The organism is Georgenia sp. G2120, assembly GCF_055326485.1.
In genome coordinates this window covers 85,307-111,370 of record NZ_JBUZNL010000011.1, presented here as the reverse complement: position 1 = coordinate 111,370, position 26,064 = coordinate 85,307, and the positions used below count along the sequence as shown (strand labels likewise).

The following is a 26,064-nucleotide window of genomic DNA, read 5'->3' as shown; positions in this document are numbered from 1 at the left end:
ACGACGGCGGGTCGGGCGCGCATCACGCCGGCGAGTCTGCCGAGCGCGGGGGATCAGGGGTCGCGGGGGTCTCCGCCGTCGGCTGGCCCTGCGGCTCGGCCGGGGCGGCCCCGTCGACCGTGGGGTCCCCGGCGGGGGTATCGTCGTCGGACGGGGTGTCGCCGTCCTCCGGCCTGCGCGGCGCCCAGGCGCGGTAGGGCTCGCCGGGCTGCTGGTCGTCGGCCTCGGGGCCGCGGCGGCTCATCGGCACGTTGTGGCGGCGGGAGGCGCGTCCGGCGACCGCCATGGCCACGTCGCGGTACTGGCGCGCGCGATGCATCCGGCCGGCCATGTCACGGCCCGTGGCGCGGTGGCTGACGTCGCAGGGGATCTCCTGGACGGTGAGGCCGGCGACGAGGAGGTCGATCGTCATGCCGACCTCGACACCCCACCCGCGCGCGAGCGGCAGCACGCTCTCGTAGGCGCGCCGCGTGAGGCAGCGCTGGCCGGACAGGGGCTGCGCGCTGACGAACCCGGTGGCGGACTCGATCGCGGCGCGGGCCATGCGCACCACGCGGCCGCGGCCGCCGGAGCCCTTCTGCGGCGGGAGGACGGCGATCGCGAGGTCCGTGTCCCCGGCGAGCACGGCCTCGACGAGCGGGGCGAGCCCGACGGCGGAGTCCTGGAGGTCCGCGTCGACGAACAGGAGCGCGCGCGGCGGGGCGTCGGGCAGGTCGCGCATCGAGACGACGGACGCGCCGGTCTCCATCGCGGACGCCTTGCCCCGGTTGACCGAGTGGCGGACCACGACGGCACCGGCCGCGCGGGCCACGTGCTGGGTGTCGTCGGTCGAGCCGTCGTCCACGACAAGGACGAGGTCGACGTGCGGGATCGCCCGGCAGGCCCGGATGGTCGCAGCGATGTGCGTGCCCTCGTCCTTGGCCGGGACGACCACCGCCACCCGCCTGGAGTCCTGCGCCACAGTCCCACCCTAACCAGGTTGGCGCGGGGCGACCCACCTGTCCGCGTTCGTGGGACCCGGCGTGGCGCGCGGTGCCGGCGTCGCGAGACCTGACGGAGGGAGACCTGGCGAAGGGAGATCTGACGAACCGAGACCTGCCGGAGGGCGACCTATCGGAGGGAGACCTGGCGGCTGACGAGTCCGGCGCGGGCGCGACGCTCGTCGGCGGTCAGGGGCTCGGTGACCGCGAGGGCGGCGTCGAGGCGCGCGCCGAGCTCGCCGAGGGGGCCCTCGACGTCGTCGGCCTCGGTGCCCGGCGCGAGCTCCCAGACCGGGACGAGCAGTCCGCACGTGCGGAAGGCGCCGACGAACCGGGTGCCCTCCTCGATGGCGGACTCGCGCGCGGCGTGCAGGCGGGCGAGGGCGTCGAACACGGTCTCGGGGTCCTCGGGGCGGACCCAGCGGACGAACTCGCGGCCCATCCGGCACCAGTAGGCGGAGCCGGCGGAGTCGATGCGGACCGTGGGGACGATCTGGTCGGCGCTGTCCTTGACGGCCTGGGCCACCTCGGCCTCGTCCTGCTGGTCGGCGGAGACCCAGTAGCCGAAGTCGGCGTGGACGTCGATGGTCGGCTCGACCGCGGGGTCGAGGATGTCCTGCAGGCGCGGGCCGGGCTCGGGCAGCGCGCCGACAGGCAGCGGCTGGCCGGGCTCGAGCTCGAGGGCGCGCAGGAGCGCGTGGGCGACGTCGCGGGACGCGTCGCCGGAGCTGCTCGCCGTCTGCATGCCGACGAGGATCGTGCCGTCCTCGCGACGCAGCGCCGGGGCGAGGTCCGGCAGCAGGCTGGCGATGAGGACGTCCGCGCCGCCGTGCTCGGCCGTGGTGCGGACGGGGATCGTCGCCGCCGGGACGATCTCGCGCATGGCTACGAGGTCGGTCTCCGCCGCGAGCCCCTCGAAGGGACGCTCGACGTACTCCACCTTCGGCGGGCGCACCCGCGTCGGACGCTCCTGCTGGCGCGCGCGGCGCCTCGATGCCTTACCCATGACGCGCAAGCCTAGTTGCGCCGCGGCCCTGGGGGCGCCGGGAGCGCCCGGGCCGCGGCGGTCGGTCACATGATCTCGGGCACGGATCCGTCGGAGGAGACGATCTCGCGGCCGGCGGCGGCCCAGCCGGCCATCCCGCCGTCGACGTTCCAGGCGTCGTACCCGGACTGGTTGAGCCACTGCGCGGCGCGGGCGGATCGGCCGCCGGTGCGGCAGATGACGAGCAGGTCGGCGTCACCGAGCTCGTCGGCGCGCTCGGTCAGCTCGCCGAGCGGGATGTGGACGGCGCCGGGGGCGTGGCCGGCCTCCCACTCGTCGTCCTCACGGACGTCGAGGAGCGTGTATCCCTCGGGGATGGTCTCGCCGGGGAGGTCGGCGATGGTCACGTCGGCAGGTGCGTCGGGGATGGGCATGGCTCCAGCCTCCCTGGCGGCGGGCCGTCCGTCCAGTGGGGTGGGGTGGCGCCGGGGCTCGCGCAGGGGCCCGACGACGACAGACCTCAGACCTTGGTGCTCTTCCGGTAGGCGATGTACTCGCTGCTGGTCTTCTGCCACAGGAAGACAAGGACGAGGACGACGAGGAGGAGGGTCACGACCCCGGCCGCCGCGCCGTTGGCGATGTTCGCGAGCGCCCCCAGGGTCGACAAGCCGAGCAGCACGGTGAGGATGATCCGCCCCACGTTGCTCCCGCGCCACACGAGCACCGTGAGGAAGGCGTAGAGCACCGCCCCGATCAGGACCCCGACGCCGATGGCCCGCAGGTCGTCCTCCCGGATGTAGGTGCCCGCGGGAGCAACGTCGGACGGGTCCAGCGCGAGGTAGGCGAACCCGCCCAGGAGAGCCAGGCCCGAGATGACCCACAGGATGATGCAGGCGGCCTTGAGCATGCCGGGCCGCTCGACGGGCCTGCCGTGGCCGCCCATGCCGTAGGCCGGCGGCGCGGCGAAGGGGTTGTCGTCCTGGTTGGGGTAGGTCGGGAGACCGGCCTGCTGGCCGTACTGAGCGCCACCCTGCTGGCCGTACTGCGGCTGGCCGAACTGGGCGTTCTGCCCATGCGGGGCGTAGGCGCCGTACTGCGGCTGGCCCTGCTGCCCCGGGTCGGCGTACGCGCCGTACTGCGGCTGGCCCTGCTGTCCCGGGTCGGCGTACGCGCCGTACTGCGGGGCCGCCGGAACACCCGGGTCAGCGGGGCTCTGCCCGTACGGGGTCTGCGCGCCGTACCCGCCCTGCTGGCTCTGGCCCCAGGAGGGGTCGCCCTGCTGCGGGGTCTGGCCCCACCCGTCCTGCCCGTAGCTGTTCGACATGCCTCGATTGTTGCAGTCTCAGCGGTGCGAGAACCTAAGTGTGACGAGCGACCGTCGGGTAGTCCTCCCCCGTGCGTATCGGTCGAGCTCGATCGGATCAGCGGCGTCGGGCCGTGCGCTCGCGGACGTATCGGGTGCTGGCCGGCAGCCACATCGCGACGACGACGAACACCCCCAGCACCACACCCAGCCACGGGCTGCCCTCGCCACCCCACGTGTGCACGACGAGCCAGACCAACGCCCCCGCCACGATCACGGTGAGCCCGATCCGACCGACCTGCTTGCCCTGCCACAGCTGCACCCCGAGCACGATCGCGAGGACCGACACGACGACGATCCCGAGCCCGATCAGCGTCAGCGCGGCGCCCGGCTGCAGGTCACCCGGCACGGTGCCGTCGGCCGCGCCCCACATCTGGGTGATCCCCCCGAAGAACATGGCGAACAGTCCGGCGAGCAGCGTCCACGGGGCGAAGAACCACACGATGATCGCCGAGGCCGTGATCCAACCGGGGCGGCGCACGCGGTCGTTCGCGCCGTGCGGCGGCGCAGCGTACGGGTTGCCGTGGTCGGGTCGGCCGTAGGCGTTGATGCCCGGGCCGGCTGCGAAGGCGTTGCCGCTCGCACCTGGGACGTAGCCGTTCGGCCGGGGGACCTGGTTGCTCGGCCCCGGCACAGCACCGCCGGGTACCGGGGAATAACTGTTCGGCCCGGGCACAGCACCGCCGGGCACCGGGGAGTAGCTGTTCGGCCCGGCGGCAGGGCCGTTCGCATAGGGGTCGGTCACCGACAGATAGTGACAGGCGCCGGGCCGGCTGCCCATCGGCACCGCTCCCCCACGCCGAGACCGACAGTTCCCGCCGACCCAGGTAGTTGTGCGCCGACCCATGTAGCTGTGCACTGAGCCAAGTAACTACCTGCCGACCCCACCCACGCCGTCGACTGGGTCGGCACACAACGACTGGGGTCGGCGATCAGTACCTGTCTCGACACACAACCACTGGGGGCGGCGATAGGTCGCCGGGGCGGTGACAGGACCGCCTCGACGACGACCCGCGTCCCACGACTGAGCCGCACTCTCGACCACTGCCACAGCAACGCTCGACCGCTGACCCGCACTCGCGACCACTCCCACCGCAACGCTCGACCGCTGAGCCGCACTCTCGACCAGGAAAGGGGAGCCGGCGTCACGGGCAACGCGGCGGCTCCGCCGGAAGTTCGTCGTCGGGCGCGTTCCCCCCTCGAACATCGGCGCGGCTGCTGGCAGGATCACCTCATGGACCCGCGCGCCGGCACAGCCGCCCAGCCCTCCGACCTCATCGACGTCGACGAGGTCCGCGGCGCCTACTACGACCGCACCCCGAATCCCGAGGACCCCGCCCAGCGCGTGGTGTTCGGGACGTCGGGCCACCGCGGCTCGAGCCTCGACACGGCGTTCAACGAGGCGCACATCGTCGCGATCACGCAGGCGATCGTCGAGCACCGCCGCGGAGCCGGCGTCGACGGCCCGCTCTACCTGGCCAAGGACACGCACGCGCTGTCGGACCCGGCGTGGACCACGGCGGTCGAGGTCCTCGGCGCGGCCGGCGTCGAGCTCCGCGTCGACGCCCGCGACGGCTACACCCCGACCCCGGCCCTCTCGCACGCGATCCTGAGGGCGAACGGCGCCGGCACCACGGGCGGCCTCCGCCTCGACGGCCCCGGTCTCGCGGACGGCATCGTCATCACGCCGAGCCACAACCCGCCCCGCGACGGCGGCTTCAAGTACAACCCGCCCCACGGCGGACCGGCTGACTCGGCGGCCACCTCCGCGATCGCGGCGCGGGCGAACGAGCTGCTGGCGTCAGGCGTCGGGCAGGTGGAGCGGATGCCGGTGGACAAGGCGCTCGCGCTCGAGTCGACCCGCACGCACGACTTCATGTCCGCCTACGTCGACGACCTGTCCAACGTCCTCGACCTCGACGCGATCCGCTCCGCCGGCGTGCGGATCGGCGCGGACCCGCTCGGCGGCGCCGCGGTGGCGTACTGGGGCGAGATCGGCGAGCGGTACGGCCTCGACCTCACGGTGGTCAACCCGGAGGTCGACCCGACCTGGCGGTTCATGACGCTCGACTGGGACGGCAAGATCCGGATGGACTGCTCGTCGCCGTCGGCGATGGCGTCCCTGCGCGAGATCATGTCGGCCACGGACGGCCAGGCGGCCCCCTACGACATCGCCACCGGGAACGACGCCGACGCCGACCGGCACGGCATCGTCACCCCCGACGGCGGGCTGATGAACCCCAACCACTTCCTCGCCGTGGCGATCGACTACCTGTTCGCGCACCGACCGGACTGGCGCCCCGAGGCCGCCATCGGCAAGACCCTCGTGTCCTCGTCGCTCATCGACCGCGTGGCGGACTCGCTCGGCCGCCGGCTCATCGAGGTGCCGGTCGGGTTCAAGCACTTCGTGCCGGGCCTGCTCGACGGCACGGTCGGGTTCGGCGGCGAGGAGTCCGCGGGCGCCTCGTTCCTGCGCACCGACGGGACCGTGTGGACCACGGACAAGGACGGCATCCTCCTCGCCCTGCTCGCCTCGGAGATCACGGCCGTCACCGGGACCTCGCCGAGCGCGCGGCACGCCGGTCTCGTCGAGCGGTTCGGCGCGAGCGCCTACGCCCGCATCGACGCGCCCGCGACCCCGGACCAGAAGGACCGCCTGAAGAAGCTCTCCCCCGACGACGTCGCCGCCACGTCGCTCGCGGGCGAGCCGATCACGGCCCGACTCGTCGACGCCCCCGGCAACGGCGAGGCGATCGGCGGCCTCAAGGTGACCACCGAGAACGCGTGGTTCGCCGCGCGGCCGTCCGGCACCGAGGACGTCTACAAGATCTACGCCGAGTCGTTCAAGGGCGAGGAGCACCTGGCGCAGGTCCAGGAGGAGGCGCGCGCCGTCGTCGGGAACGCCCTCGGCGCGTAGCCGCTCTCGGCGCGCACGCGCACGGCCCACCTGCCATCCTGGGGCTCCGAGGACCCGGCCCACGGGTCCCGAACCGAACGAGGAGGCGAGCATGGCTGCCCTCGGCATCATCCTCATCGCGGCGGGAGCGATCCTGTCGTTCGCGGTCCAGGACTCGATCGCGGAGGTCGACCTCACGATGGTCGGCTACATCCTCATGGGGGTCGGCGTCGTCGCCGTCATCATCGGGATCATCCAGATCGTGTCCCGACGGCGCACGAAGCACGTGACCCGGGTCGAGCGCACGGGGCCCCCGGACGTCGAGGTGCACGACCCCCGGGACCCGCGCGTCTGACCACCCCGGCGTCACCTCGCGCGTCCGGGCCCGAGGGCCGGAGCCCGACGTCGGACCCCGAACCCCCAGCACCATTCCCGACAGGCACGGAGCAGGCCATGAAGCTGTCCGCACGCAACCAGTTCCCCGGCACCGTCGTCGCGGTCGAGCGCGGCGCCGTCAACGGCATCGTCCAGATCGAGATCGCGCCGGGCATCGTCATCACGTCCGACATCACGAACGGCTCGATCGACGAGCTCGGCCTCACCGAGGGCTCGCCGGCCGTGGCGGTGATCAAGGCGTCGAGCGTCATGGTCGGCGTCGAGGAGTAACCACTGCGTGCCGCCCCGCCGGCAGCACCTAGGCTGGCCCCATGTCCCTCGCGAACCTCGGCATGGCGTTCGAGGACGGCATCAACAAGCGTTCGGTCGACATGCTCAAGCGGCGGGGCTGGCGGCCCCGGATCATCGGTCTCACCGGCTACGGGTCGGTGCAGTCGCTGCACGTCATGGGCCGCGTCATCATGGGCGACCCGGACGCGACCCCCGAGTCCGACCCCTGGGTCGACGTGCACGGCGACGGCGAGGCCACCCGCCCCGCGCGCTACCCCGCGCTGAGCGACAACGCTGGCGAGTTCCTGGCGAAGACCGCGCAGGAGGCCCGGCGCGGCTGGCGGCAGTTCTTCACGGCGCAGGTGGGCCACCTGCCCGTGACGGTCCGCGTCAACGGCCGCGAGGTCGCCACCACCACCGACCGCTCCGGCTACATCGACGTCATGGTCTCCAACCACGGTCTGGAGCCCGGGTGGCACCCGGTCACGCTGGAGGCCAAGGCCGCGGAACCCACGGTCACGGACGCCCTGGTGGTGGCGCCGACGACCCGGGTGGGGATCATCTCCGACATCGACGACACGGTGATGGTGACGATGCTGCCGCGCGCGGCGCTGGCCGCGTGGAACTCGTTCGTCCGGCACACGAACACCCGCAAGGCCGTGCCCGGGATGGCCGAGCTGTACGCCAAGGTGCTCGACATCCACCCGGACGCGCCGATCTTCTACCTGTCCACGGGCGCATGGAACGTGGTGCCCACGCTCAAGCGCTTCATGCTCCGGCACGGCCTGCCGGTGGGACCGATGCTCATGACGGACTGGGGGCCGACGACGACCGGCCTGTTCCGTTCCGGCAAGGAGCACAAGCGGGTCCAGCTGCGGAACCTCATGATCACGTTCCCGCACATCTCCTGGCTGCTCGTCGGCGACGACGGCCAGCACGACCCGATGATCTACGACGACGTGGCCCGCGAGCACCCCCGCAACGTGTGGGCGATCGGGATCCGCCAGCTCTCCCCCGCCGAGCAGGTGCTCGCGCACGGCACGCTCGAGTCCGCCGAGATGCCGATCCGCGGCCGCTCGGCCGCCACCGAGCACGGCGTGCCCACCGTGCACGGCAAGGACGGCTACGCGCTGGCGGACGAGCTCCCCGCCGTCCTGGCCGCCCAGCGGCAGCGACGCGAGCAGCGCGAGCGCGGCGAGGAGGTGCCCGCGTCATGACCGGCACGAACGGCCCCGACGTCGAGGTCGGCCCCGCCGTCGACGGGGCCCTGCCCCCGGACGTGGCGGACGCGATCGACGCCGCCCCCGAGCGCTTCCGGGCGCTCGCCGAGCGGCTCTACCGGATCGTCGACGGCGCGATGCCGGCCGGGTACGAGCGCAGCGTCGACCGCGGGTTCGTCACCTGGGCGATCCCGCTGGCCGACTACCCGGACACCTACAACGGGCAGCCGCTCCAGTACGTCGCGCTCAAGGGGCAGAAGGGCTACGTGTCCGTCTACCTCATGGGCGTGTACTCCCAGGCCGAGGAGGCGGAGGCGTTCCGGCAGGCGTGGGCCGCCTCGACCGGGCACCTGGACATGGGCAAGTCGTGCCTGCGTCTGAAGAAGGACGAGCAGGTGGACGCCGAGCTGCTCGCCACCACCGTCGCGGCGACCCCGCCGCGGACGTTCATCGAGACGTACGAACGGATCAAGGGGTAAGAACAATGCCCGACGCCACAGGTCAGGTCACGTACGACGTCGTCGTCGTGGGAGGTGGGATCGTCGGGCTCGCGACCGCGCGGGCGCTGCTGCGTGCCCGGCCCGACTCCCGCGTGCTCGTGCTCGAGAAGGCCGAGGAGGTCGGGACCGGGCAGACCGGGAACAACTCCGGGGTGATCCACGCGGGGATCTACTACGCGCCCGGCTCGCTCAAGGCACGGCTGTGCAAGGCCGGCGAGCGGGCGACGAAGGAGTTCTGCGCCGAGCACGGCATCGAGGTGCGCGAGATCGGCAAGCTGGTCGTGGCCACCGATCACGAGGAGAAGGCGCGGCTCGCGACCCTCGCGGCCAACGCCCGGGAGAACGGCATCGAGGTCCGCGAGGTCGACGCCACCGAGCTGCGCGAGATGGAGCCGAACGTGACCGGGCTGGCGGCGCTGCACTCGCCGCGGTCCGCCGTCGTCGACTTCGGTGAGGTCGCCCGCGCGCTGGCGGACGAGGTCACCGACCTCGGAGGGGAGGTGCGGGTGCGCTCGGAGGTCGCGTGGATCTCCGAGTCCGAGACCGGGGTGGACGTCTCGCTCGAGCACGGGGAGGCCGTGCGGGCGCGCCGGCTCGTCGCGTGCGCCGGGCTGCAGGCCGACCGCGTGGCGTCGAAGGCTCACGTCCCCACGGAGATCAAGATCGTGCCGTTCAAGGGCGAGTACTACACGCTGCCCGGCCACCGGTCCGGGCTCGTCGAGCGGCTCATCTACCCCGTGCCCGGCGAGGGACTGCCGTTCCTCGGCGTCCACATCACCCCGACCGTGGACGGGAAGATCCTCCTCGGCCCCAACGCGGTGCTCGCGCTGTCGCGGGAGAAGACCGGACGGTTCGGGTTCGATGCTGACGACGCCCGCGACGCCGTCAGCTTCGGCGGCCTGTGGAAGATGGGGCAGAAGCACTGGCGCACCGGCGTCAAGGAGCTGTGGAACTCGTTCGTGCCGGACGGCTACCTGTCCGAGGTGGCGAAGTACTGCCCGTCGCTCAACTCCACCGACCTCGTCGGCTACCGCGCGGGCGTGCGCGCGCAGGCGGTGCGGCCGGACGGGTCGCTGGTCGAGGACTTCGAGATCGCCTCGACGCCGCGCCAGGTGCACCTGCTCAACGCCCCCTCGCCGGCCGCGACGTCGGCGATCCCGATCGGCGAGGAGCTCGTCTCCCGCGTGTGGGGGTAGGCGGGAGCGGAGCCCGCGTGCGCCAAGGCTGATCGATCAGCAAGGTCTTGAAGCCGGAACGATCTGTCGACTATACTCGACATATGATCGAGGTCCTCAGCACCCCAGACTTCGATCGTTGGCTTCGGAAACTGAAGGACCGGCAGGGACGGCTACGGATCCTCTCGAGGATCGACCGACTCGCCCACGGCAATCCTGGTGATGCCAAGGCAGTCGGCGGGGGTGTCCTGGAACTCCGGCTGACCTACGGGCCGGGCTATCGGGTCTATTACGCACAACGCGGCACCCGTGTGGTGCTCCTGCTCTGCGGTGGCGACAAGTCGACACAACAGAGCGACATCGCAAAGGCGCACCAGCTCGCCTCGGAGTGGCATTCGACGGAGGACGATCATGAGCACTGAGAAGTACACGCGTTTCGACCCGGCCGACTACCTCGACGACATCCACGACGTCGCCTCCTACCTGCAGATCGCTCTGGAGGAGTCTGCCGAGGATCCCACCGCCGTACCCCGCGCCCTGGGAGTCATCGCTCGTTCCGGCAACATGAGCGAGCTTGCTCGCCGTGTCGGGATGAGCCGTGACGGCCTCTACAAGGCGCTGTCCGACCAGGGCAATCCGACCTGGTCGACCGTTCTCAAGGTCTCCGACGCCCTCGGCCTCAAGCTCACCTTCCACGCGGTCGCATAGTCGCTCCCCCGCTCGGTCACCGCGGGCCAGGTATCCCCGCCCGCTCGCACAGCCGCGTGTACGCCCGCGCCATGTAGGCCGCGTAGGCGCCGGTGGAGAGCGCACCACCCACACCGGCGACGGCGAAGACCTCGAGCCAGCCGTACGAGTCGTCGAGCCCGAGGACCACGGCGACCGCACCGAACGCGATGGCGATCGGCCCGAGCAGGTAGTCGATCCGGCGCCCGAGGATGCGGGCCATCGGCAGGAAGTGCGCGCCGATGACGATGACCATGAGCGGCAGCACGAACCGGGCCTGGCCGACGAGGACGAGCACGACGCCGCCGAGCATCCAGATCGGGTGCGTGACGGAGTTGAGCAGACCCATCGCACGACCGATGCGCCGGTCCTCGGCGGTCGGTTCCGCGGGGAAGCGCGCGGCGTGCCGGATCTGGCGGATGCCGCGCGCGACGAACCAGCCGGCGTAGGCCGCCGCCAGGGCGAAGGCCACGATGCCGACCCATCCCCAGGCGAGGGCCCACCACACCGAGTAGACGATGACGTAGACGCCCATGAGGAGCGGGAAGGACGCGTTGCCCCGGGCGGCGGAGCCGAACCATTCGGGGGCGTCGGACGTGACGGCTGGCTGGACGCCGGTCGTGGGCACAGGACCACCTCAGGCTCGGGGGCTCCAGTCTACGGAGGTCCGGGCGCGTCGTTCGTCGTCGTGGGCACGCGTTGCCGCCGCGACGACGGTGGGCCAGGCTGGACGGGTTCCCGCCAGCGCTGCCGAAGGGTGCCCCCATGCCGCACAAGGTCCAGGCCGTCGTCTCCCGCGCGAAGGACGCGCCCGTCGAGGTGGTGACGATCGTCGTGCCGGACCCGGGTCCGGGCGAGGTGGTCGTCGACGTCGCGGCGTGCGGCGTGTGCCAGACCGACCACCACTACGTGGCCGGCGGCGTCTCCGACGACTTCCCGTTCCTGCTCGGCCACGAGGCCGCGGGCACGGTGAGCCAGGTCGGCGAGGGCGTCACGCACGTCGAGGTCGGGGACTACGTGGTCCTCAACTGGCGGGCCGTGTGCGGGGAGTGCCGGGCCTGCTACCGGGGCGAGCCGCACTACTGCTTCGCCACCCACAACGCCACCACGCGGATGACCCTCGAGGACGGCACGGAGCTGACCCCCTCGCTCGGCATCGGGGCGTTCGCCGAGAAGACCCTGGTGGCCCAGGGCCAGTGCACGAAGGTCGACCCGGCCGCCCGGCCCGAGGCCGCCGGCCTCGTCGGCTGCGGCGTCATGGCCGGGGCGGGCGCCGTGCTCAACACGGGCGAGCTGCGCCGGGGCGAGTCGGTCGCCGTCATCGGGTGCGGCGGGGTCGGAGCCGCGTCCGTGGCCGCCGCACGCCTCGCGGGGGCCACGACGATCATCGCCGTCGACCTGCAGGAGCGGAAGCTCGCCTGGGCGCGGGACCTCGGCGCCACGCACACGATCGACGCCGGCAGCGAGGACGTCGTCGCCCGGATCCGCGAGCTCACCGGCGGGTTCGGCGCGGACCTCGTCGTCGACGCCGCGGGGGTGGCTGCCACGTACCGGCAGGCGTTCGAGGCCCGGGACCTCGCGGGCCGCGTGGTGCTCGTCGGCGTCCCGTCGCCGGGCACCGAGATCACCCTGCCGCTGGACGAGGTCTTCGGCCGCGGCGGGTCGCTGAAGTCCGCCTGGTACGGCGACTGCCTGCCGGAGCGGGACTTCCCGATGCTCATCGACCTCTACCTGCAGGGCAGGTTCGACCTCGACGCGTTCGTCACGGAGACGATCGGGATCGTGGACGTCGAGGCGGCGTTCGGGAAGATGGTGGACGGGTCGGTGCTGCGCTCGGTGGTCGTCCTGCCGGGCACGGGTCGCGAGAACGAGGAGGTGCCGGCATGAGCGCGCTGCAGGTCGAGACGGTGGTGACGTCGGGGACGTTCACCCTCGACGGCGAGACGTTCGACGTCGACAACAACGTGTACGTGATCGGCGACGCGGACGAGTGCGTCATCGTCGACGCCGCCCACGACGCCGCCCCGGTGATCGCGGCGGTCGCGGGCCGGAAGGTGACGGCGATCGTGCTCACCCACGGGCACGACGACCATCTGCACGCGGTCGCGGCCCTGCGCGAGGCGACGGCGGCGCCCACCTACCTGCACCCGGACGACCGGATGCTGTGGGACGTGACGAACCCGGACCTTCCGCCGGACCGGGAGCTGGCGGACGGGCTCGAGCTGACGGTCGGGGGCTCCGTGCTCCGCGTGCTCCACACGCCCGGCCACTCCCCCGGCTCGTGCTGCGTCCACGTGCCCGATCTCGGCGTGGTCCTCACCGGGGACACCCTCTTCCAGGGCGGCCCGGGTGCGACGGGTCGCAGCTTCTCGGACTTCCCGACGATCATCGGGTCGATCCGGGACCGGCTCCTCACGCTCCCGGGCGAGACCCGGGTGCTCACCGGACACGGGGGCACGACGACGATCGACGCCGAGGCCCCGCACCTGGACGAGTGGATCGCCCGCGGGCACTGACGGTGTGGTCGTCGGCGGCGTGACGCCGGGGCGGGCTGCGCAGGACGGTCGGCCATGGCACGCTTCCGGTCATGGTCGACGGACTGTCGCCTCGGCTCCTGCGCGTGGTGGACGCGCTCCCGCTGCGGCCGGGGCTCCGGGTCCTCGAGATCGGCGGGGCGCCGGGGGCCGCGGCCCGGGAGGTCGCCGCGCGCGTCGGGCCGGACGGGCACGTGCTCGTCGTCGACCGGTCGGCGACCGGCGTGCGCAGGACCGAGGAGGCGTGCGCCGAGCTCGTGGCGTCGGGCGCGCTCTCCACGCTGTGCGCGCCGGTCGAGAACGTCGCACTTCCCGACGGCGTCGCGCCGTTCGACCTCGCGTTCGCCTGCCGGGTCGGCGCGCTCGACGGGCGGCACCCGCATCTCTACGAGGCGGCGATCCGGTGTCTGCGCAAGGCGGTGGTGCCGGGCGGCTCCCTGTACGTCGATACCGGCTCGCCGCTGACCGAGGTCCGGCTGTGAGGCACGGCCGGGCGGCGCCACTCCCGCCCGGCGACGATCATCGGCGGTCGCGGTCGTCCCGTGTCGGTGGTGCGCGGGAGCATGCGGCATGGCTTCGACCAGCGACCACCCGATCCTCGTCCTCGGCGGCACCGGCACGGTCGGTTCACAGGTCGTCGAGCAGCTGCGTGCCGCGGGCGTGGTGGTGCGACAGGTGGCGCGCGGGACCGACCCGCCGTTCGACTGGGGCGACCCGGAGACGTGGGACGCGGCGCTGGACGGGGTGCACCGGCTCTATCTCCTCCTGCCCGACGACGGCGAGCTCCCCGGCGGGTTCCTCGAGCGCGCATCGGTAGCCGGCGTGCGGCGGGCGGTCCTGCACTCCGACCGCGGCATCGACGTGATGTCCGTCGAGCGGCTGCAGCGCGCGGAGGCCGCGGTGCGGGGCTCGGGCCTGGAATGGACGATCCTGCGTCCGGACTGGTTCGACCAGAACTTCGAGACGTTCCTCCGGGACGACGTGCTCGCGGGCCGGGTGGCGCTCCCGGTCGGTGCCGGCCGGCAGGGCTTCGTCGACGCGGAGGACATCGCGGCGGTCGCGGTCCGCGCGCTGGTCACCGACGTCCACCTCGGCGAGGTGCTCGAGCTGACCGGGCCGGAGGCGCTCTCGTTCGGCGAGGCCGCGGCGGCGATCGGGCGCGCGACCGGTCGGAACGTGACGTACGTCGGGGAGCCGGCCGAGTACCGCGAGGCGATGGCGGTGGCGGGCCTGCCGGAGCCGGTGGTCGAGGGCATCGTCGCGCAGTTCGCTCCCCTGCGGGCCGCGGGGGACACGACGCCGACCGGGACGGTCGAGCGGGTGCTCGGGCGGCCGGCGCGACCGTTCGAGGTGTACGCCGAGGAGGCCGCGCGGCGCGGGGTCTGGTCGGGGCCGGCTCGATAGCGCGGGCGCGGGGCCTGTCCGTTCATCTCCGTGGACCCGGTCCGCGACGAGGAGTACGGTCGGCTGCCCGGACTGCGATGTCCGCCCGCTCGAACTTCCCTCTCCATGGCACCGATGGCACCTGAGACCTCGATGCCGACGACCCGCGCGACGATCGCGGGCGCGCTGCGCACCACCGCGCGGCTGATCCGCGCCCGGTGGGCCGCGGTGCTCGTGGCGATGCTGTGTGTGCAGGGCGCGCTCCTGTGGACGATGCCGCTGCTCGTCTCGCTCATGCGATGGACGCTGCGGCAGCTCGGGATCGACGGCGCCAACCTCTACACGCTGGACACGGTGCTCACCTCGCCGCTCGCCCTGCTCGTGCTCGTGGCGATCGCGGTGGTGGCGACGCTCTTCGTCCTCGCCGAGATCACGCTGTTCGCGGTGATCGCCCACCTGGCACTCACGGGCGAACCGGTGACCTTCGGCAACGTGCTGCGCCGTGCGCGGTCGATCGCGAGCAGGGCCATCGGATGGCAGGGGCTCCTGCTCGTCCCGTACCTGACGGTGCTGCTGCCGATCTCGCAGGTGGGGTTCTCCTCGGTCCTCACCGAGCATGTCGCACTTCCGCGGTTCATCAGCGGCGAGCTGCTGAAGACCACCTCCGGCACCGTCCTCTACACGGCGGTGATGGGCGCGATCGTCTACGGGGTGCTGCGGCTGCTGCTGTTCCCCGCCCTCCTCGCCGGCGGCGACGTCTCGATCCTGGGTGCCATGCGTCGCAGCGTGCGGATGACGACCTGGCGCCCGCTGCTCGGCTTCGGGGCCGTCCTGCTGGCGACGCTCCTGGCCGCCTCGTTGGTCATGGTGGTGCTCGGCGCGATCGGGCTCGTGCCGGTCGCGGCGGGTCGGACCGTCACCATGAGTGGCGTCGTCGTCGGGCTGCTGGACCTGGCGCGGTTCGTCGTCGCGGGCGGCGCCTCCGCCGTCGTCGCCTTCTTCCTCGTCTCCTACCTCCGTCTGGCGGGCGGGCAGCCCGTCGAGGTCACCGCTCCTGCTCCGGCCGGTCGTCGCACCCGCGCGGCATCGGCCGTGCTCGTCGTCGCCGCGCTGCTGATCGCGACGCCTCGCGTGGTTGCGTCCGCGGGGGCGGCGAACGTCGCCGCGGAGGCCTCGCCGGAGATCATCGGGCACCGCGGGTACCCCGACCGGGAGATCGAGAACAGCATCGAGGGTCTCCACGCCGCCGCCGACGCCGGGGCCGACGTGGTCGAGACGGACATCCAGGAGACCCGCGACTGCGGGCTCGTCGTCATGCACGACGTCGGGCTGGAGCGCATGACGGGGGACGATCGCGCCGTCTACGAGCTCACCGAGGAGGAGGTCACCGACCTCACGCTCAGCCAGGACGGTCGCACCGCGCAGGTCCCGACCCTGGCCGAGTACGTCCGCGCTGCCGATGCCAGGGGGGTCCGGCTGCTCGTGGAGGTCAAGCCCCACGGACAGGAGCGCGAGGGCCACGCCCAGCGGCTGGCCGAGGAGATGGACCGGCTCGACCCCGACCACACGCACATGATCCAGTCCCTCGACCGCGAGCTCATCGAGGAGATCACGCGGATCGACCCGGACCGCCGGACGGCCTACGTGGTCGGCTTCCAGGTCGGCGAGCTGCCCGCCACCAGCACCGACGCGGTCGTCATCGAGAACTGGTCGCTCGACGACCGGATGCTCGAGCAGGCGCGGGCACAGGGGCGCGAGCTCTACGTGTGGACCGTCAACGACCTCGGTCCGCTCCGCGAGCGCCTCGCCGGCGGGGCGGATGCCGTCATCACGGACGACGTGGGCCTGGCTGCCGAGACCCGTGAACGCCTGGCCGGGGGGCCGGTCGCGCTGTATCTCGAGCTGGCGAGCGGTCTCGTCGCCGTCGACCGGGCGACGTGAGCGTGACCGGTGGGCCGAGGGCGTGACGGGCTGCGGGAGACCCATCGCCGTGACCGGCCCTGGCTGACCGGCGACGTGACCGGCCCCCGGCGGACCGGGGCGGGAGGAACGGCCCGCTAGCGTGGGCGCGGTGAGCGACGTCGAGATCACCGTCCGCGGGTCCCACCGCCGGTTCCACCCCGCCGAACGGGGCACCGTCCACGCGCGGATCGCGCTCGAAGGGGCCGATCCGAAGGCGGTGTACGACGCCGTGGTCCGCTCCGCCGGCCGCGCGCACGCGAGCATCACCGATCTGCACGATCCTGAGCGTGGGCCCGTCACGTGGTGGTCGGCGCAGGACGTGCGGACGTGGACCACGCGCCCGTGGAACAAGGACGGCAAGCAGCTGCCTCAGGTCCACCACGCGCGGACGGACCTCGAGGTGAAGTTCAGAGACTTCGCCCGGCTGAGCACGTGGTTGCGGGAGATGTCGTCGGTGCTGGGGTTCGTCGTCGACAAGGTGGCGTGGTCACTGACCGAGGTACGCAAGGCGGAGCTCGTGCGCGAGGCGCGGACGGGCGCAGTGGTCAACGCCCGCGACAAGGCGGTCGCCTACGCCGCTGCGCTCGGGCTCGGGGACGTGCGGCCGCTCGAGGTGGCGGACTCCGGGATGCTGGGCCACGACCGCCGCGCGGAGAAGCCTGCCGCCGCCCCGTACGCCCGCGGTGCCGCGCTCGCCGGCACGGGCGAGCAGGACCTCACGCTGCTTCCTGAGGACATCGAGATCACGGCCAGCGTCGACGCGCGGTTCGTCGCGTCCGGCGCCTGACGACGAGCCGCCGTCACAGCAGGCCGCGCCGGTAGCCCGCGGCGACGGCGGCCGCCCGGTCGCGCACCTCGAGCTTGGCGAGGATGTGCTGGACGTGGGTCTTCGCGGTCGACTCGCCGATGAACAGCGCCCGCCCGATGTCCCGGTTCGTCCGGCCGGCGGCGACGAGCGCCAGCACCTCGATCTCCCGGTCGCTGAGGACGGGCTCCGGCGCCTCCGTCCCACGCGCGGCGCGCCCGGCCACGGACGGGGCGAGCACGGTCCGGCCCCGGGCGACGTCGTGCACCGCGGCGACGACGGTGGCCCGGGGCGCGTCCTTGAGCAGGTAGCCCGTCGCGCCGGCGGCGAGCGCGGGGGCGACGTCGTCGTCGGTGTCGTAGGTGGTGAGGACGAGGATCTCGACCGACGGGTGGTGGGCGCGGACCTCGCGCACGAGCTCGACGCCCCCGCGGCCGGGCATGCGCAGGTCGGTGACGACGACGTCGACCGCCTCGCGCCCCAGCACCGCGAGCGCCTCCTCCGCGCTCGCGGCGACCCCGACCACGGCGAGGTCCGCCTCGGCGTCGAGCTGCGCGCTGAGGCCGTCGCGGACGACGGGGTGGTCGTCGACGAGGAGGAGCCGGATCGCTGCGGTCATGTCGCGGTGCCCGTCGGCTCGGTGGCAGGTAGCTCGGTCGGTGGCGGCTCGATGGGAAGCGCCGCGGCTCGGGTCGGCACGGTGACGGTGACGACGGCCCCCTCCCCCGGCGTCGAGTCGACGACGACGAACCCCCCGACCTCTCCCGCACGCTCGCGCATGATGGCGAGCCCGTGGCCGGTCTGAGTGTGCCGGTCGTCGTCACCCCGGGCATGCGAGATGCCGGACGCACCACCATCTCCAGGACCGGCGGATGCATCGGGAGCACCGCCGGCGCCGGGAGCGAACCCGTCCCCGTCGTCGGCGACGTCGAGGGCGACCGCGTCGTCGAGGTAGGACAGCGTGACGCGAGCACCCCGAGCGCTGGCGTGCCGCACCACGTTGGTCAGCGCCTCCCGGGCCGCGCGCACGAGGACGTCCTCGGCGGCGGCGTCGACCTCGCGCTCCTCGCCCGTGACGGTGACGGCGACCGGCAACCCGTGGGTCCCCCGCACGCGCGCCGCGGTCTCGGCGATCGCGGCCGGCAGCGAGTGCTCAGCCAGCGGCGCGGGGCGCATGGCATGGACGGAGCGGCGCGCCTCGGCGAGGCCGTCGCGGGCGAGGGAGACGCTCGTGCGCACGCGGTCGCGGGCGGGGTGGTCGGGGGCGAGCTCGGCGTCGAGCGCCTCGAGCTGGGCGACGACGCCGGCGAGGTCGGCAGCGAGGGTGTCGTGGATCTCGCCGGCCAGGCGGGCCCGCTCGGCGGAGACGCCCGAGGTGCGGGCCTCCGAGACGAGCCGGTCCTGGAGCACCCGGTTCGCCTCGGCGGCCCGGGCGAGGTCGGCGTTCGCGGCGGCGAGCGCCTCGACGGCGGCGCGGCGCCGGGCCGACTCCTCCTCGAGGCGACGGATCGACCAGCCCGCGATCGCGGCCACGGCCCCCGCGGAGAGTGTGACGACCACGTTCTCCACGGACCACGTGAACCAGCCCGGGCCGGCGATGATGACGCCCGCCACGAGGGCGACGCCGCCGTACGCCCACCGGCCCGGGAGCACCTCGAACGCGAGCGGGAAGCAGACGACGTACAGCGGGAGGAAGTTGAACGAGACGGTCAGCAGCAGCGCGCACACCGCCACGAGGCCGACGAGGTAGACGACCGCCGCGACGACGCGGGTCTCGAGCCACTCCCGGTGGCGCAGTGCCCACCACGAGTGCCAGGCGACGACGACGAGACTCCCGCCGAGCAGGACCGGGAGCTCGTCGCGGTCGACCCCACCGAGCAAGACGGTGAGCAGCGCGGAGACGAGCAGGAGGGCGTACGGCAGCAGCAGCCAGACCCGCTCGGTCCGGCTCACCGCTGGGCCGCCCGCCATGCGTCTCACCGTAGAGGGCGGTCGCCGCGACGGGCTCGGCCATATGTGAGCCGGCGCAGGAGCGACTCGGCGGGCCCGCGTCGGCCACGGCGGGCGAGCGCGTCCGCCCCGAACACGGTGAGCAGCCACGTGAGCAGGGCGAGTGCGGTGGCCTCCGCCGTGCCGAGCGTGGCGCCGAGCCCGAGGGTCCAGGCCGGCAGCAGGGCGACGAACACGACCGACTGCGCGAGGTAGCAGCTGAGCGACCGCTCGCCGGTGGCGCGCAGGGCCTCGACGATGCGCGTCACGGGTGCGGACAGGGGGTTCGTCGTCGTGCGGGGTGCCGTGAGCCGGGCGGAGATGAGCGCGATGGCCGCGGCGTACCCGAGGCCGGTGAGGACGCCCGTGAGGATGTGCAGCCAGGAGAGCAGGGCGACGACGACGCCCGACGGCTCCCACACGTGGGCCGTGGCGAGCGCGGTGCCGACCCCGCCGATCAGCCCGACGGGGATCCCGATCGCGGCGGTGCGGCGCAGGAGCGGCGCGTGCTCGGTGGGGCGCTCGAGGATCCGGCGCCGGGTGGCCCACATTCCCACGAGGACCGGGGCGACGACGGCGAGCAGACCGACCGGGCCCGCCGCCCACTCGAGCGGCCGCCAGGCGAGGGCCTCGAGCGGGTCGGAGATGGCGAAGGACCACAGGTGGCCGCGCTGGTTCGTGATCGTGGGGTCGGCGTACGTCAGCCCCTGGACGGCGGACGCCACGACGAGCCAGGCGGCCGAGACCCACAGGAGGGTGCGGTCGCGGGCGCCGAGGGCGGAGGCGAGGACGAGGCCGATGAGGCCGTACCAGCCGAGGATGTCGCCGGAGAAGCCGAGCAGGGCGTGCGCGCCGCCGAGGGCGATGAGCCAGACGGAGCGTCGGCGGGTGATGCGGCGGGCGTCGCGCGGGAAGGCGCCGCGACGGCGCTGCCCGTCGGCGATGCGGACGAGCCCGTAGCCGAACAGGGCGGCGAAGAGCGGGTACGCGCGGGCGTCGACGGTGAGGGTGACGAGGAAGGTGACGGCGCGGTCGATCGCCCCGTCCTCGACGATGTGCTGACGCAGCCCGTAGGGGCGGTCGTGGAGGTAGATCGCCACGTTCGCGACGGCGATGAGCGCGAGCATGAGCCCGCGGGCGAGGTCGGGGGCCAGCGCGCGGGGGCGGTGCGGCGGATTGGAGGAGGGCGCTCCGGAGGAGGGCGTTCCGGAGGCGGGCGGCCGGTCCGGTGCCGGCGGGTCCGTGGACGGGGTCTCGGTGGTGGCTGGTCGGGAGGTCATGCCCTCGACGCTAGAAACGCACGAGGACGGGCGAATCAGCCGATCGGCGGATCGGTCGGCCGGAGGGCCGAGTCACCCGCCGACCGACGCACCGAGGAGGGCTCAGCCCGCCGCCTTCACCGCCAGCACCGGGCACGGGGCGTCGTGGAGGATCGCGTGCGCCGCGGAGCCGAGCACGAGCTTGCCGACCGGGGAGCGCGGGCGCAGGCCGATGACGATCATCGTCGCGTCCAGCTCCGTGGCCAGGGCGACGAGGTCGTCGCCGGCCAGCCCGTCTGACTCGCCGTGCCGCACCTCGTGCTCCACGCCCGAGGCCGCGAGCGCGGCGTCGAGCTCCGCCATCTCCCCCGCCTGGGCGTATCGCGGGTCGACAAGCCGGTCGGCCCTCGTGGTGTTGAGGACGACGAGCCGCTCGCCCCGCAGCCGCGCCTCCTCGAGGGCCGCCTCGAGCGCGGCGGTGCCCGCCGGCGTCGGGATGTAGCCGAGCACGATCGTCATGACGTCTCCCTGTCGGTGCGGTCCGGTCCCGCGCTGGCGGCCGGCGCGGAGTCGACGACGGGGGTGTCGTCGTCGGGCCGTTCGCCGTCGGGCTCCGTCGTGTCGTCTCCCCCGCCGACCTCCCCGTCCCCCTCGCCGGACTCGGCGAGCACGTCGGCGTCGAGGCGCTGCTGGCGTCGCTTGAGCCAGAACGACAGCGCGAAGATCACCAGCAGCGCCACGTACACGAACAGCGCGAACCCGGACTGGACGAGCGCGACCGGGTCGCCCTGGGAGATCGACAGCGCGCGACGCAGGTGCGCCTCGAACATCGGGCCGAGGATGAGCCCGACGACCATCGGCGCCACCGGGTAGCCGTACCGGCGCATGAAGAAGCCGAGCAGGCCGATGACGAGGAGCATGACGACGTCGGCGGGCGTGAAGTTCACGGCGAAGGCCCCGAGCCCGGCGAACGTGATGATCCCGGCGTACAGGTAGGGCCTGGGGATCTGCAGGATCTTCACCCACATGCCCACCAGCGGCAGGTTGAGCACGAGCAGCATGACGTTGCCGATGTACAGCGCCGCGATGAGCGTCCACACGAGCGCCGACTGGTTCTCGAACAGCAGCGGGCCCGGCTGGATCTGATAGCGCTGGAAGGCGGCGAGGATGATCGCGGCGGTCGCCGTCGTCGGGAGCCCGAGGGTGAGCAGCGGGACGAGGACGCCGGCCGCGGCCGCGTTGTTGGCCGCCTCCGGCCCGGCGACACCCTCGATGGCGCCCGTGCCGAAGCTCCTCTTCCGCTCGCCCTTGGCGAGGCGCCGCTCGGTCGCGTAGGAGAGGAAGGTCGCGACGTCGGCGCCGCCGGCGGGGATCGTCCCGATGGGGAAGCCGACGGCGGTGCCGCGCAGCCACGGCTTCCAGGACCTGCGCCAGTCGTCCTTCGTCATCCAGCTGCGCCACCCTCCGGTCACGGGGATGACCTCGACGGGTCCCTTCCGCAGCCGGGACGCCACGTGGAAGGCCTCGCCGACGGCGAAGAGCCCGACGGCGACGAGCACGACGTCGATGCCGTCCGTGAGCTCGGGGATGCCGAGCGTGAAGCGCTGCTGGGCGGAGATCGCGTCGACGCCGACCAGCCCGATGAACAGGCCGAGCCCGAGGGCGACCATGCCGCGCGTGACCGAGGACCCGAGCAGGGCGCCGACGGTGAGGAAGGCGAGGACCATGAGCGCCACGTAGTCCGCCGAGGAGAGCTTGACGGCGAACCGCGCGGCGATCGGGGCGACGAACGTGAGCCCGACGGTGGCGAGCGTGCCGGCGACGAACGAGCCGATCGCGGCGGTCGCGAGCGCCGCGGCGCCCCGGCCCGCACGGGCCATCTTGTGGCCCTCGAGCGCGGTGACGATCGACGCCGACTCCCCCGGTGTGTTGAGGAGGATCGACGTGGTCGAGCCGCCGTACATGCCGCCGTAGTAGATGCCGGCGAACATGATGAACGCGGCGGTGGGCTCGAGCGTGTAGGTGAGCGGGAGCAGCAGGGCCACCGTCATGGCGGGGCCGATGCCGGGCAGGACGCCGACGGCGGTGCCGATGAACACGCCGAGCAGGGCGTACAGGAGGAACATCGGCTGCAGCGCGGCGCCGAAGCCCTCGATGAGCAGCGAGAGGTTATCCACGGAAGATCTCCACCCCCTCGAGGAGCGGGCCTGCGGGCAGTGAGATGCCCAGCCCGCCGGCCATCGCGACCTGGATGACGAGGGCCATGACGAGGCCGACAAGCACGGTGCGCCAGACCGGCCGGGCGCCGAGCGTGACGGCGGTGCCGGCGAAGAGCACGGTGGCCGCGAAGGGCCAGCCGATCGGCTCGATGAGCAGGATGTGGGCGACGACGACCGCCACGAGGATGCCGACCGTCAACCAGTCGGTGCCCGCGGTCGAGTCGGTGTCCTCGCTCTCCTCCGCCTCGCCGCGGCCGCCGCGCGCGAGCGTGGCGAGGACGCCGAGGCCGCTGAGGACGAGCAGCCCGCCCACGAGGTAGGGCATCGTCCGCGGGCCCATCGCCCCGGCGGTCAGGGGGACGTTGATGTTCCCGGCATCGAGCAGGACGTAGGCGCCGAGGGCCACGACGGCGACGGCGAAGACGATCTCGCCAACAGGCCTCGGCCGCCGGGCCGCCGCCGGCGTGGTGCCGGCGGCGGTCGCGGTGGTGGCGGGGTCGGTGGTGGGGTTGGTGGGGTTGGTGGTGGCGGTCGGCGGGCTCGCGCCGGCGCCGGAGCTGGGGGCCGGCACGTCAGACCAGCCCGATGTCCGTCAGCGTCTGGCGGACCGACTCGATGTCCTCCTCGAGGAAGGTGGCGAACTCGTCGCCGGCCAGGAAGGCGTCGTCCCAGTTGTTGGCCTCGAGCGCATCCGCCCACGAGTCGGCGTCGTGCATCTCGGTGACGAGCTGGGTGAGGGCCTCGGCCTGGGCGTCGTCGATGTTGCCGGGGGCCACCACGCCGCGCCAGTTGGTGAGCACGAGGTCGACGTCCTGGTCGATGAGCGTGGGCGTGTCCGGCAGCGCGGGCGAGGGCTCCTCGCTCGAGACGGCGAGCGCCCGCAGCGTGCCGGCGTTGACCTGCTCGGCGTACTCGGCCACGCCGGAGATGCCGGCGTCGACGTTGTTGCCGAGCAGCGCCGCGAGGGACTCGCCGCCGCCGGAGTAGGGGATGTAGTTGAGGGCGCCCGCCACGTCGGCGGGGTCCATCCCGGCCTCGGTGAGCAGCTGGGCGGCGAGGATGTGGTCGACGCCGCCGGCCGAGCCGCCGGTGACGGAGACGTCCTGGCCGTTGGCGATGATGTCGTCGGTGAGGTCCTGGATGGTCTCGTACTCGGACTCCGCGGGGACCACGACGACGAGGGGCTCCTCGGTGAGCCGGGCGATCGGGGTGACGTCCTCGAGGGTGGTCTCGGACTGGTTCGTCTCGATCGCGCCGACCATGACGTAGCCCATGACCATGAGCGTGTTCTCGTTCGTGGCGGTGGCGAGCTGGGCGAGGCCCACGGTGCCGCCCGCGCCGCCGACGTTGACCACCTGGGCGTCGCCCACGATGTCGTTGTCCTGCATCTCAGACTGCATGGTGCGGCCGGTCTGGTCCCAGCCGCCGCCGGGGTCGGCGGGGACGATGATCTCGACGCTGTCGATCTCGACCTCGCCGTCGCCCGAGTCCTCCCCCTCGGCGTCGGAGCAGGCGGCGAGCGCGAGTGCGGCGGCCGCCCCGACGGCGAGGGCGGTGGTGGTCCGGCGGGTGGTGCTGCGGGTGTTGCGGCGCTGGGCTGCGGCGGTGCGGCGCAGGGACATGAGCTCCTCCTTGAGCGATGCGGGTGCGGCGAAGTTAGGACGAAGGTCCCTGGCCGGAGAAGGCTGCGGCCGTAGTGGTCGTAAGGGCCGTTCCGGTCGTTTCGGTCGTTCTGGTCGCGGGCGTTCTCGGGGGCGGGCCGCCGGCGGCGTGGCAGGCTGAGACCATGCGCCGGCCGATGTCGCTGCGGCGACAGCTCCTCCTGCTCCAGGCGGCGATCGTGGTGCTCACGATCGGCACCGTGGGGCTCGTCGCGCTGCGCATGCAGGAGGCCCAGATCCGCGACTCGCACGAGGACCGGATGGTCGGCGTCGCCCAGTCGGTGGCCACGCTGCCGTCCGTCATCGACGCCTACGACACCCCGGACCCGTCCGCGATCATCCAGCCGATCGCCGAGCTCATCCGGGAGGCCTCGGACGTCACCTACGTGGTCGTCACCGACGACCAGGGCATCCGGTACTCCCACCCCAACGAGGAGAACATCGGGCAGATGGTCTCCACGGACCCGAGCGAGCCGCTGTCCGGCCGGGTATACGTAGGCACCCAGACTGGCACGATGGGCGAGTCCTGGCGGGTCAAGGTCCCGATCTTCGACGACGGCGTCATCATCGGCTCGGTCTCCGTGGGCACGCTCGAGGCCACGCTGCGCGCCGAGCTGATGGACGACCTGCCGCAGCTGTTCGTCTGGCTCCTCGGAGCGGGGCTCGTCGGCACCCTCGGGGCGGTCTACATCTCCCGGCTCGTGTGGCGGCGGATCTACCGGATGGAGCCCGAGGAGATCGCCTCCCTGCGCGAGGTGCGGGACGCGATGCTGCACGGGCTCGGCGAGGGGATGGTCGCCGTCGACGAGCACAACCGCATCGCGCTGGCCAACGACCAGGCCCGGAAGATGCTCGACCTGCCGGAGGACTGCATCGGATCCGAGGCCGCCGCCGTCCTCGACCCGGCGATCACCGACATCCTCGCGGGGCCCGACGTGGAGCGGGAGACCCTCGTGCTCGTCGGCGAGCAGATCCTGTTCGTCCGCGTCGACCGCGCGGAGGTCGGTGACCGCGAGGTGGGCTCGGTGCTGCTGCTGCGGGACCGGACCGAGATCTACGCGCTCGTGCGGGACCTCGACGGCGCGCGGGACCTCACGCAGGCGCTGCGGGCGCAGGCCCACGAGTTCGCCAACCACATGCACGTGGTCTCCGGGCTCATCGAGCTCGGCCGGACCGAGGAGGCGATGGAGTTCATCTCCCGGACGGGCCGGTCCGGCGCCGTGGGGATGTACAGCGCGCTCCCGGGCGTCACCGACCCCGCCGTGGGGGCGTTGCTGCTGGCCAAGACCGCGATCGCGCACGAGCGCGGCGTCCGCGTGCAGATCGACGACGGGGTCCGGGTGGAGCCGGACGGCACCACCGACGTGGTGACGATCCTCGGCAACCTCATCGACAACGCCGTGCACGCCGCCGGGAGCGGGGGACTCGTCATGGTCGGTGCGCGGCGGGAGGACGGGGTCGCCGTGCTGACCGTGGAGGACGACGGGCCCGGCATCGACGAGGGCGAGCGCGAGCGGGTCTTCGAGCCCGGCGTGACGACGAAGGGCGGGGCGAGCTCGCGCGGCATCGGGCTCGCACTCGTGCGGCACGTGGTCGACCGGCGCGGCGGCGGCATCGAGGTGGGCGACTCGGCGCACGGCGGGGCGCGGTTCGTCGTCACGCTGCCGGCGCCGAGGTTCGCCGCGGCGGTCGGTGGCTCGGAGCCGGCCGGCATACGGGTGGAGGTGGTGCGGTGATGGGC

General features: G+C 73.1%; 28 protein-coding genes. 15 read left to right on the top strand and 13 right to left on the bottom strand.

Translation table 11 applies throughout. The features are described 5' to 3' along the window. Positions 1-22: 22 nt before the first annotated feature. From ACZLMO_RS12715 to ACZLMO_RS12695, 5 genes are all read right to left on the bottom strand, one after another. On the bottom strand, positions 23-961 hold the full coding sequence (locus ACZLMO_RS12715; RefSeq protein ID WP_463653958.1) for a glycosyltransferase: 939 nt from the start codon (positions 959-961) through the stop codon (positions 23-25). A 149-nt stretch (positions 962-1,110) separates the two neighbouring features. Further along, the gene (locus tag ACZLMO_RS12710; RefSeq protein ID WP_463653957.1) at positions 1,111-1,986 is read right to left on the bottom strand and encodes a DUF5926 family protein; all 876 of its coding nucleotides are present in this window, start codon (positions 1,984-1,986) and stop codon (positions 1,111-1,113) included. A 65-nt stretch (positions 1,987-2,051) separates the two neighbouring features. Continuing rightward, complete coding sequence (locus tag ACZLMO_RS12705; protein ID WP_425714271.1) at positions 2,052-2,399, bottom strand: rhodanese-like domain-containing protein; 348 nt, start codon at positions 2,397-2,399, stop codon at positions 2,052-2,054. A gap of 86 nt (positions 2,400-2,485) precedes the next feature. Then, entirely contained in the window at positions 2,486-3,289 is an 804-nt protein-coding gene (locus ACZLMO_RS12700) for a hypothetical protein (RefSeq protein ID WP_463653956.1), read from the bottom strand. A 97-nt stretch (positions 3,290-3,386) separates the two neighbouring features. After that, complete coding sequence (locus tag ACZLMO_RS12695; protein ID WP_463653955.1) at positions 3,387-4,073, bottom strand: hypothetical protein; 687 nt, start codon at positions 4,071-4,073, stop codon at positions 3,387-3,389. A gap of 489 nt (positions 4,074-4,562) precedes the next feature. Between ACZLMO_RS12695 and pgm the strand changes: the two genes are divergently transcribed. The 8 genes from pgm (at position 4,563) to ACZLMO_RS12655 (ending at position 10,493) form a co-directional block, all read left to right on the top strand. Continuing rightward, positions 4,563-6,245: a phosphoglucomutase (alpha-D-glucose-1,6-bisphosphate-dependent) gene (pgm, locus tag ACZLMO_RS12690; protein ID WP_463653954.1), complete on the top strand. Its 1,683-nt coding sequence runs from the start codon at positions 4,563-4,565 to the stop codon at positions 6,243-6,245. Positions 6,246-6,336: 91 nt separating this feature from the next. Then, positions 6,337-6,579, top strand: coding sequence for a DUF6458 family protein (locus tag ACZLMO_RS12685; protein ID WP_425714265.1), 243 nt, complete (start codon positions 6,337-6,339; stop codon positions 6,577-6,579). 98 nt (positions 6,580-6,677) lie between these two features. Then, complete coding sequence (locus ACZLMO_RS12680; protein WP_425714264.1) at positions 6,678-6,890, top strand: TOBE domain-containing protein; 213 nt, start codon at positions 6,678-6,680, stop codon at positions 6,888-6,890. A gap of 41 nt (positions 6,891-6,931) precedes the next feature. Next, complete coding sequence (locus tag ACZLMO_RS12675; RefSeq protein ID WP_425714263.1) at positions 6,932-8,107, top strand: App1 family protein; 1,176 nt, start codon at positions 6,932-6,934, stop codon at positions 8,105-8,107. After that, a complete protein-coding gene (locus tag ACZLMO_RS12670) occupies positions 8,104-8,589 on the top strand; it encodes a DUF1801 domain-containing protein (RefSeq protein WP_425714262.1) in 486 nt (161 codons plus the stop codon). Before ACZLMO_RS12675 ends, ACZLMO_RS12670 begins: the two co-directional genes overlap by 4 nt. 5 nt (positions 8,590-8,594) lie before the next feature. Continuing rightward, positions 8,595-9,806: an L-2-hydroxyglutarate oxidase gene (gene lhgO, locus ACZLMO_RS12665; protein ID WP_425714261.1), complete on the top strand. Its 1,212-nt coding sequence runs from the start codon at positions 8,595-8,597 to the stop codon at positions 9,804-9,806. Positions 9,807-9,889: 83 nt separating this feature from the next. After that, a complete protein-coding gene (locus tag ACZLMO_RS12660) occupies positions 9,890-10,207 on the top strand; it encodes a type II toxin-antitoxin system RelE/ParE family toxin (RefSeq protein WP_425714260.1) in 318 nt (105 codons plus the stop codon). After that, complete coding sequence (locus ACZLMO_RS12655) at positions 10,197-10,493, top strand: addiction module antidote protein (RefSeq protein ID WP_425714259.1); 297 nt, start codon at positions 10,197-10,199, stop codon at positions 10,491-10,493. The genes ACZLMO_RS12660 and ACZLMO_RS12655 overlap by 11 nt, the downstream gene beginning before the upstream one ends. A gap of 16 nt (positions 10,494-10,509) precedes the next feature. On the opposite strand, the gene ACZLMO_RS12650 is transcribed toward ACZLMO_RS12655, so the two are convergent. Beyond that, positions 10,510-11,139: a hypothetical protein gene (locus tag ACZLMO_RS12650; RefSeq protein ID WP_425714258.1), complete on the bottom strand. Its 630-nt coding sequence runs from the start codon at positions 11,137-11,139 to the stop codon at positions 10,510-10,512. A gap of 137 nt (positions 11,140-11,276) precedes the next feature. On the opposite strand from ACZLMO_RS12650, the gene ACZLMO_RS12645 reads away from it, so the two are divergent. The 6 genes from ACZLMO_RS12645 (at position 11,277) to ACZLMO_RS12620 (ending at position 17,177) form a co-directional block, all read left to right on the top strand. Beyond that, positions 11,277-12,398, top strand: coding sequence for an S-(hydroxymethyl)mycothiol dehydrogenase (locus ACZLMO_RS12645; protein ID WP_425714257.1), 1,122 nt, complete (start codon positions 11,277-11,279; stop codon positions 12,396-12,398). Beyond that, positions 12,395-13,027: an MBL fold metallo-hydrolase gene (locus tag ACZLMO_RS12640; RefSeq protein ID WP_463653953.1), complete on the top strand. Its 633-nt coding sequence runs from the start codon at positions 12,395-12,397 to the stop codon at positions 13,025-13,027. Before ACZLMO_RS12645 ends, ACZLMO_RS12640 begins: the two co-directional genes overlap by 4 nt. A gap of 71 nt (positions 13,028-13,098) precedes the next feature. Next, entirely contained in the window at positions 13,099-13,527 is a 429-nt protein-coding gene (locus ACZLMO_RS12635; protein WP_463653952.1) for a methyltransferase domain-containing protein, read from the top strand. An 88-nt stretch (positions 13,528-13,615) separates the two neighbouring features. Then, positions 13,616-14,449: an NAD(P)H-binding protein gene (locus ACZLMO_RS12630; protein ID WP_463653951.1), complete on the top strand. Its 834-nt coding sequence runs from the start codon at positions 13,616-13,618 to the stop codon at positions 14,447-14,449. Positions 14,450-14,563: 114 nt separating this feature from the next. Then, positions 14,564-16,369 carry a glycerophosphodiester phosphodiesterase family protein gene (locus tag ACZLMO_RS12625; RefSeq protein ID WP_463653950.1) on the top strand — a complete coding sequence of 602 codons (1,806 nt, stop codon included), beginning with the start codon at positions 14,564-14,566 and terminating at the stop codon, positions 16,367-16,369. A gap of 130 nt (positions 16,370-16,499) precedes the next feature. Then, positions 16,500-17,177, top strand: coding sequence for an SIMPL domain-containing protein (locus ACZLMO_RS12620; RefSeq protein ID WP_463653949.1), 678 nt, complete (start codon positions 16,500-16,502; stop codon positions 17,175-17,177). Between the two features lie 13 nt (positions 17,178-17,190). Here the strand turns inward: ACZLMO_RS12620 and ACZLMO_RS12615 are convergent, their stop codons facing one another. The 7 genes from ACZLMO_RS12615 to ACZLMO_RS12585 all read right to left on the bottom strand — a co-directional run bounded on the left by ACZLMO_RS12615 (position 17,191) and on the right by ACZLMO_RS12585 (position 24,284). Next, complete coding sequence (locus ACZLMO_RS12615; RefSeq protein ID WP_463653948.1) at positions 17,191-17,814, bottom strand: response regulator; 624 nt, start codon at positions 17,812-17,814, stop codon at positions 17,191-17,193. Continuing rightward, positions 17,811-19,166 (bottom strand): sensor histidine kinase, encoded by a 1,356-nt coding sequence (locus ACZLMO_RS12610; RefSeq protein WP_463653947.1) that lies wholly within the window; start codon positions 19,164-19,166, stop codon positions 17,811-17,813. Before ACZLMO_RS12610 ends, ACZLMO_RS12615 begins: the two co-directional genes overlap by 4 nt. Before the next feature lie 5 nt (positions 19,167-19,171). Continuing rightward, a complete protein-coding gene (locus ACZLMO_RS12605; RefSeq protein WP_463653946.1) occupies positions 19,172-20,464 on the bottom strand; it encodes a DUF418 domain-containing protein in 1,293 nt (430 codons plus the stop codon). 102 nt (positions 20,465-20,566) lie between these two features. Continuing rightward, complete coding sequence (locus tag ACZLMO_RS12600; protein WP_425714247.1) at positions 20,567-20,962, bottom strand: universal stress protein; 396 nt, start codon at positions 20,960-20,962, stop codon at positions 20,567-20,569. Further along, the gene (locus tag ACZLMO_RS12595; protein ID WP_463653945.1) at positions 20,959-22,620 is read right to left on the bottom strand and encodes a tripartite tricarboxylate transporter permease; all 1,662 of its coding nucleotides are present in this window, start codon (positions 22,618-22,620) and stop codon (positions 20,959-20,961) included. Before ACZLMO_RS12595 ends, ACZLMO_RS12600 begins: the two co-directional genes overlap by 4 nt. After that, entirely contained in the window at positions 22,613-23,233 is a 621-nt protein-coding gene (locus ACZLMO_RS12590) for a tripartite tricarboxylate transporter TctB family protein (protein WP_463653944.1), read from the bottom strand. Before ACZLMO_RS12590 ends, ACZLMO_RS12595 begins: the two co-directional genes overlap by 8 nt. A 1-nt stretch (position 23,234) precedes the next feature. Next, positions 23,235-24,284: a Bug family tripartite tricarboxylate transporter substrate binding protein gene (locus ACZLMO_RS12585; protein WP_425714244.1), complete on the bottom strand. Its 1,050-nt coding sequence runs from the start codon at positions 24,282-24,284 to the stop codon at positions 23,235-23,237. A 164-nt stretch (positions 24,285-24,448) separates the two neighbouring features. On the opposite strand from ACZLMO_RS12585, the gene ACZLMO_RS12580 reads away from it, so the two are divergent. Further along, positions 24,449-26,059: an ATP-binding protein gene (locus tag ACZLMO_RS12580; protein WP_463653943.1), complete on the top strand. Its 1,611-nt coding sequence runs from the start codon at positions 24,449-24,451 to the stop codon at positions 26,057-26,059. Positions 26,060-26,064 lie beyond the last annotated feature (5 nt).

Coding starts and splice junctions, on each gene's coding strand:
- ACZLMO_RS12685 (WP_425714265.1), top strand. CDS start 6,337: ATGGCTGCCCTCGGCATCATCCTCATCGCGGCGGGAGCGATCCTGTCG.
- ACZLMO_RS12630 (WP_463653951.1), top strand. CDS start 13,616: ATGGCTTCGACCAGCGACCACCCGATCCTCGTCCTCGGCGGCACCGGC.
- ACZLMO_RS12700 (WP_463653956.1), bottom strand. CDS start 3,289: ATGTCGAACAGCTACGGGCAGGACGGGTGGGGCCAGACCCCGCAGCAG.
- ACZLMO_RS12600 (WP_425714247.1), bottom strand. CDS start 20,962: ATGACGATCGTGCTCGGCTACATCCCGACGCCGGCGGGCACCGCCGCG.
- ACZLMO_RS12710 (WP_463653957.1), bottom strand. CDS start 1,986: ATGGGTAAGGCATCGAGGCGCCGCGCGCGCCAGCAGGAGCGTCCGACG.
- ACZLMO_RS12680 (WP_425714264.1), top strand. CDS start 6,678: ATGAAGCTGTCCGCACGCAACCAGTTCCCCGGCACCGTCGTCGCGGTC.
- ACZLMO_RS12625 (WP_463653950.1), top strand. CDS start 14,564: ATGGCACCTGAGACCTCGATGCCGACGACCCGCGCGACGATCGCGGGC.
- ACZLMO_RS12640 (WP_463653953.1), top strand. CDS start 12,395: ATGAGCGCGCTGCAGGTCGAGACGGTGGTGACGTCGGGGACGTTCACC.
- ACZLMO_RS12635 (WP_463653952.1), top strand. CDS start 13,099: ATGGTCGACGGACTGTCGCCTCGGCTCCTGCGCGTGGTGGACGCGCTC.
- pgm (WP_463653954.1), top strand. CDS start 4,563: ATGGACCCGCGCGCCGGCACAGCCGCCCAGCCCTCCGACCTCATCGAC.
- ACZLMO_RS12580 (WP_463653943.1), top strand. CDS start 24,449: ATGCGCCGGCCGATGTCGCTGCGGCGACAGCTCCTCCTGCTCCAGGCG.
- lhgO (WP_425714261.1), top strand. CDS start 8,595: ATGCCCGACGCCACAGGTCAGGTCACGTACGACGTCGTCGTCGTGGGA.
- ACZLMO_RS12610 (WP_463653947.1), bottom strand. CDS start 19,166: ATGGCGGGCGGCCCAGCGGTGAGCCGGACCGAGCGGGTCTGGCTGCTG.
- ACZLMO_RS12615 (WP_463653948.1), bottom strand. CDS start 17,814: ATGACCGCAGCGATCCGGCTCCTCCTCGTCGACGACCACCCCGTCGTC.
- ACZLMO_RS12655 (WP_425714259.1), top strand. CDS start 10,197: ATGAGCACTGAGAAGTACACGCGTTTCGACCCGGCCGACTACCTCGAC.
- ACZLMO_RS12645 (WP_425714257.1), top strand. CDS start 11,277: ATGCCGCACAAGGTCCAGGCCGTCGTCTCCCGCGCGAAGGACGCGCCC.
- ACZLMO_RS12675 (WP_425714263.1), top strand. CDS start 6,932: ATGTCCCTCGCGAACCTCGGCATGGCGTTCGAGGACGGCATCAACAAG.
- ACZLMO_RS12660 (WP_425714260.1), top strand. CDS start 9,890: ATGATCGAGGTCCTCAGCACCCCAGACTTCGATCGTTGGCTTCGGAAA.
- ACZLMO_RS12705 (WP_425714271.1), bottom strand. CDS start 2,399: ATGCCCATCCCCGACGCACCTGCCGACGTGACCATCGCCGACCTCCCC.
- ACZLMO_RS12670 (WP_425714262.1), top strand. CDS start 8,104: ATGACCGGCACGAACGGCCCCGACGTCGAGGTCGGCCCCGCCGTCGAC.
- ACZLMO_RS12585 (WP_425714244.1), bottom strand. CDS start 24,284: ATGTCCCTGCGCCGCACCGCCGCAGCCCAGCGCCGCAACACCCGCAGC.
- ACZLMO_RS12605 (WP_463653946.1), bottom strand. CDS start 20,464: ATGACCTCCCGACCAGCCACCACCGAGACCCCGTCCACGGACCCGCCG.